Source organism: Dyella sp. 01N36, from assembly GCF_056399745.1.
In genome coordinates this window covers 1-4382 of record NZ_JBFTRY010000248.1, presented here as the reverse complement: position 1 = coordinate 4382, position 4382 = coordinate 1, and the positions used below count along the sequence as shown (strand labels likewise).

The window sequence follows — 4382 nt, the reverse complement described above, 5'->3', positions numbered from 1 at the left end:
CTGTACGGTTGATACCCCAGCGGCTGCCCATTTCGCCGAAATGGAGCACGAAGCGCTGGATCAGGGGCGAGAGATGCATGCTTGTCTGTTTTGAATTTTTAGAAAGTTTTGAAAGTTTAGTATGAAACGGGAGAACGTGGCCGGGTTCTAGGGGTGCGGCAAGGTGTCGCTGCCCAGACTTGGGGTTCGCTGCAAGCGGCTCAAAGCGTGATTGTCTGAGTTCCGTAGCCGGGCTGGCCCCAGGCCACTCAATTCGCTTGAGTGGCTGCGGGAACACTTTACGAATTTCCCAGAAAAAGCTTGCAAGCTTAGTGGGAAACCCTTAGTATTCGGTCCCCCGCAGCAGGAAACACCGCTGCAAACCGAGTGGCAGAAAATGGTTGCGGGGATTAACGAGAGTAATCAGGCGAAGTCAGCGAAGTTACCGGGAAAAAGAAATTTCGCAAAATGCTTGATTAAGTTTGAAAAGTTCTTCATAATCTCGTTTCTCTGCTGCAGCAAACGCAGCGACGCGGTAAGCAAAGCGAACCGCAACTAGTTCTTTAACAAACAAACAACCGATAAGTGTGGGCGCTTGATAGCGGATGCGGAAGACTTCGGTCTTTTAGCTTACAAGTTATAAAGTGCTCGCACAGTAAAACATGTTGGTTATGTCCGGGGTGCAAATCACGGATGTAGCCAGTCAGTTTTCTGAGAGTGAGCGACCGCTCGAAAGAGCGAGRTYCKYMRGRAYCACACAGGTATTAAACTGAAGAGTTTGATCCTGGCTCAGATTGAACGCTGGCGGCATGCCTTACACATGCAAGTCGAACGGCAGCACGGGAGCAATCCTGGTGGCGAGTGGCGAACGGGTGAGTAATACATCGGAACGTGCCCTGTCGTGGGGGATAACTAGTCGAAAGATTAGCTAATACCGCATACGACCTGAGGGTGAAAGCGGGGGACCGYAAGGCCTCGCGCGATAGGAGCGGCCGATGTCTGATTAGCTAGTTGGTGGGGTAAAGGCCCACCAAGGCGACGATCAGTAGCTGGTCTGAGAGGACGATCAGCCACACTGGGACTGAGACACGGCCCAGACTCCTACGGGAGGCAGCAGTGGGGAATTTTGGACAATGGGGGCAACCCTGATCCAGCAATGCCGCGTGTGTGAAGAAGGCCTTCGGGTTGTAAAGCACTTTTGTCCGGAAAGAAATCCCTTGCTCTAATACAGCGGGGGGATGACGGTACCGGAAGAATAAGCACCGGCTAACTACGTGCCAGCAGCCGCGGTAATACGTAGGGTGCGAGCGTTAATCGGAATTACTGGGCGTAAAGCGTGCGCAGGCGGTTTTGTAAGACAGGCGTGAAATCCCCGAGCTCAACTTGGGAATGGCGCTTGTGACTGCAAGGCTAGAGTATGTCAGAGGGGGGTAGAATTCCACGTGTAGCAGTGAAATGCGTAGAGATGTGGAGGAATACCGATGGCGAAGGCAGCCCCCTGGGACGTCACTGACGCTCATGCACGAAAGCGTGGGGAGCAAACAGGATTAGATACCCTGGTAGTCCACGCCCTAAACGATGTCAACTAGTTGTTGGGGATTCATTTCTTCAGTAACGTAGCTAACGCGTGAAGTTGACCGCCTGGGGAGTACGGTCGCAAGATTAAAACTCAAAGGAATTGACGGGGACCCGCACAAGCGGTGGATGATGTGGATTAATTCGATGCAACGCGAAAAACCTTACCTACCCTTGACATGCCACTAACGAAGCAGAGATGCATCAGGTGCCCGAAAGGGAAAGTGGACACAGGTGCTGCATGGCTGTCGTCAGCTCGTGTCGTGAGATGTTGGGTTAAGTCCCGCAACGAGCGCAACCCTTGTCTTTAGTTGCTACGCAAGAGCACTCTAGAGAGACTGCCGGTGACAAACCGGAGGAAGGTGGGGATGACGTCAAGTCCTCATGGCCCTTATGGGTAGGGCTTCACACGTCATACAATGGTGCGTACAGAGGGTTGCCAACCCGCGAGGGGGAGCTAATCCCAGAAAACGCATCGTAGTCCGGATCGTAGTCTGCAACTCGACTACGTGAAGCTGGAATCGCTAGTAATCGCGGATCAGCATGCCGCGGTGAATACGTTCCCGGGTCTTGTACACACCGCCCGTCACACCATGGGAGTGGGTTTTGCCAGAAGTAGTTAGCCTAACCGCAAGGAGGGCGATTACCACGGCAGGGTTCATGACTGGGGTGAAGTCGTAACAAGGTAGCCGTATCGGAAGGTGCGGCTGGATCACCTCCTTTCAGAGCGTGCATCTTAAGTCGAGCGTTCACACTTATCGGTTTGTTTGCTGTTACAGCCAAGGGTCTGTAGCTCAGGTGGTTAGAGCACCGTCTTGATAAGGCGGGGGTCGTAGGTTCAAGTCCTACCAGACCCACCAAGTTACGGATGGTGGTTCGACGCTGAACCTCCGGACAGAAGTACATGGGGGATTAGCTCAGCTGGGAGAGCACCTGCTTTGCAAGCAGGGGGTCGTCGGTTCGATCCCGTCATCCTCCACCATTTACCGCGCACTTCGGTGTGCCCCTTGGATTGGTCGTCAAAGGCAAGCGCTTAGGATTGAGCGTTTKCCTTTGGCCTTGGCCAAGACGTTGCGAGACCAAGTTTCGCACGGCTGTTCTTTAACAATATGGGATGTAGTAAAGGTGTCGTGAGCGTTGATGAGACGCTGAAGTACAACACGATACCGGGTTGTGATTGTATCAACCAAAATGYATTTAAGTGATCGAAAGATGACTTGGAATACGGCACAAATGCGAGAACTCATCCTGTAGCGAGCACGGCTTGAACGCAAGTTTGAGACACACTCGTTATAGGGTCAAGCGAACAAGTGCATGTGGTGGATGCCTTGGCGATCACAGGCGATGAAGGACGCGGTAGCCTGCGAAAAGCTTCGGGGAGCTGGCAAACAAGCTTTGATCCGGAGATGTCCGAATGGGGAAACCCGGCCYGAATGGGTCATCCCTGACTGAATACATAGGTCAGGGAAGCGAACGCGGCGAACTGAAACATCTAAGTAGCTGCAGGAACAGAAATCAACCGAGATTCCCAAAGTAGTGGCGAACGAAATGGGAAGAGCCTTGTACTCTTTAGCAGCATTGTTAGCAGAACGGGATGGAAAGCCCGGCCATAGCAGGTGATAGCCCTGTATGCGAAAACAGCGTTGTGGAACTAGGTGTACGACAAGTAGGGCGGGACACGTGAAATCCTGTCTGAAGATGGGGGGACCATCCTCCAAGGCTAAATACTCGTGATCGACCGATAGYGAACCAGTACCGTGAGGGAAAGGYGAAAAGAACCCCGGGAGGGGAGTGAAATAGATCCTGAAACCGCATGCATACAAACAGTCGGAGCCTGGAAACGGGTGACGGCGTACCTTTTGTATAATGGGTCAGCGACTTACATTCAGTGGCAAGCTTAACCGATTAGGGAAGGCGTAGCGAAAGCGAGTCCGAAYAGGGCGTTCAGTCGCTGGGTGTAGACCCGAAACCAGACGATCTATCCATGGCCAGGTTGAAGGTGCGGTAACACGTACTGGAGGACCGAACCCACTAACGTTGAAAAGTTAGGGGATGAGCTGTGGATAGGGGTGAAAGGCTAAACAAGTCTGGAAATAGCTGGTTCTCTCCGAAAACTATTTAGGTAGTGCCTCGTGTCTCACCTTCGGGGGTAGAGCACTGTCATGGTTGGGGGGTCTATTGCTGATTACCCCGCCATAGCAAACTCCGAATACCGAAGAGTGCAATCACGGGAGACAGACATCGGGTGCTAACGTCCGGTGTCAAGAGGGAAACAACCCAGACCGCCAGCTAAGGTCCCTAAGATTGGCTAAGTGGGAAACGAAGTGGGAAGGCKAAAACAGTCAGGAGGTTGGCTTAGAAGCAGCCATCCTTTAAAGAAAGCGTAATAGCTCACTGATCGAGTCGTCCTGCGCGGAAGATGTAACGGGGCTAAGCCAGTCACCGAAGCTGCGGATGCACGTAAGTGCATGGTAGGAGAGCGTTCTGTAAGCCTGTGAAGGTGTCTTGTAAAGGATGCTGGAGGTATCAGAAGTGCGAATGCTGACATGAGTAGCGATAAAGGGGGTGAAAAGCCCCCTCGCCGTAAGCCCAAGGTTTCCTACGCAACGTTCATCGGCGTAGGGTGAGTCGGCCCCTAAGGCGAGGCAGAGATGCGTAGCTGATGGGAAGCAGGTTAATATTCCTGCACCGTCGTATGATGCGATGGGGGGACGGATCGCGGAAGGTTGTCCGGGTGTTGGAAGTCCCGGTCCCTGTATTGGAGAAGGCGCTTAGGCAAATCCGGGCGCGGAATTCAAGGATATGGGGCGAGCGGCCTAGAGCTGCGA

At 53.0% G+C, this 4382-nt stretch carries 2 tRNA genes and 2 rRNA genes; all 4 read left to right on the top strand.

The window, feature by feature from the left end:
- Positions 1 to 745 precede the first annotated feature (745 nt).
- A 16S ribosomal RNA gene (locus AC1DMG_RS20260) occupies positions 746 to 2277 on the top strand.
- 60 nt (positions 2278 to 2337) lie between these two features.
- Positions 2338 to 2414: transfer RNA gene (locus AC1DMG_RS20255), tRNA-Ile, on the top strand.
- A 46-nt stretch (positions 2415 to 2460) separates the two neighbouring features.
- Positions 2461 to 2536, top strand: a tRNA-Ala gene (locus AC1DMG_RS20250).
- Positions 2537 to 2850: 314 nt separating this feature from the next.
- Positions 2851 to 4382 (top strand): 23S ribosomal RNA (locus AC1DMG_RS20245); the annotation flags it as partial.